We start from the raw sequence: 1317 nt of genomic DNA on the forward strand, positions 1-1317 counted from the left end.
TCGATTTATCAAGACCTGGATCTTCGATTAAGTCTTTGTTCACGACTTTACTCAAAACTAATTGATGCCCGATATGTTCTGCGATTGGTACAATTGCAACCGGAATCATTAAGAAAATAACATACCAAGACAAAGTTGGTGTGTAATCTACAAAAGGAATGGTAAAATCTGGAATCATAAACCATTTAGCTTCTATAACAGGATTTAGGTCGACAACTCCCATTGTAATTGCAAAAAGATATCCACCAATAATTCCGACCAAAACTGGAATTACACTCAAAAAACCTTTACTGAAAATTGCTGTAATTATCGTGATAATTAAGGTAACAAAACCAATTGTAACATAGGTTAAATCATATTCACCAGAAGGATTATTCGTTACCATTTTGATTGCTGTAGAAGCTAATCCAAGACCAATTACCATAATTACTGGACCAACAACAATAGGAGGTAAAAGTTTCATTAACCATTTTGTTCCAGCCGTTGCTATAAAGAGTGCGACCAATGAATAGGTAACTCCAACTAAAAAACTACCAACCAAGAAACTTCCTGTCGCAATTCCACTTTCTGGGTTTGCTTCTAAAGCTTTCATTGCGATAATTGGATTGATAAAAGCAAATGAAGAACCAAGGTAAGAAGGGACTTTTCCTCGCGTAATTAAGATGAAAACTAAAGTTCCGATTCCGCTCGAAATTAATGCAATTGCTGGAGACATTCCTGTCAAAGCAGGAACTAAAACTGTTGCACCAAACATTGCAAAAAGATGCTGTATACTTAATAATATACCTTGTCCTAACTTCGGTTTTTCGTCGATAGCTAAGATAATATTTTGGTCATTTTGTTGACTCATTTGTAAAAGAAATTGAAAATTGTTTTGTTTGAATGCAAAAGTAGCTCAAAACGATTAATAAGTATAGAAATCATATAACTATTTAGCGAAATCTTGTAAATGGTTTTGGAACAATTCTATCGAAATTTGTAAGACAAAAATCAAAGAGTTATGGAAACAAAAGAATTAAAATTCAAAACAAATATAAATTGTAGTGGTTGCGTGAGCAAAGTGAAACCTTTTTTAGATAAGTTAGATGGTTTAGAAGCTTGGGAAGTTGATACTGATAATCCAGACAAAGTTTTGTCTGTAAAAATTAATCAAGCAACAGACGAAGAAATTATTGATACAATTGAGGAAGTTGGTTTTTCAGCTGAATTAATTGAGGAATAGATATTTTTTTAGGTAGAATGACTTATTTTTTGTGATAGTTTAAGTCAATATAATCTCAAGTTAATCTTGTGTTGACTTGAGAATTTTTATTTTTT

2 protein-coding genes are annotated in these 1317 nt (G+C 32.1%); one reads left to right on the plus strand and one right to left on the minus strand.

Annotated features, from left to right (window positions below; translation table 11 throughout):
* On the minus strand, nucleotides 1–850 hold an 850-nt coding region (locus N5D03_RS14795), incomplete at its 3' end, for a solute carrier family 23 protein (protein WP_280052102.1).
* Nucleotides 851–1000: 150 nt separating this feature from the next.
* On the opposite strand from N5D03_RS14795, the gene N5D03_RS14800 reads away from it, so the two are divergent.
* Nucleotides 1001–1222 carry a heavy-metal-associated domain-containing protein gene (locus N5D03_RS14800; protein WP_038335762.1) on the plus strand — a complete coding sequence of 74 codons (222 nt, stop codon included), beginning with the start codon at nucleotides 1001–1003 and terminating at the stop codon, nucleotides 1220–1222.
* The last annotated feature ends 95 nt before the right edge of the window (nucleotides 1223–1317 follow it).

Origin of the sequence: Empedobacter sp. GD03861 (assembly GCF_029840885.1) — a bacterium.
Classification (GTDB): Bacteria; Bacteroidota; Bacteroidia; order Flavobacteriales; family Weeksellaceae; genus Empedobacter; species Empedobacter falsenii_B.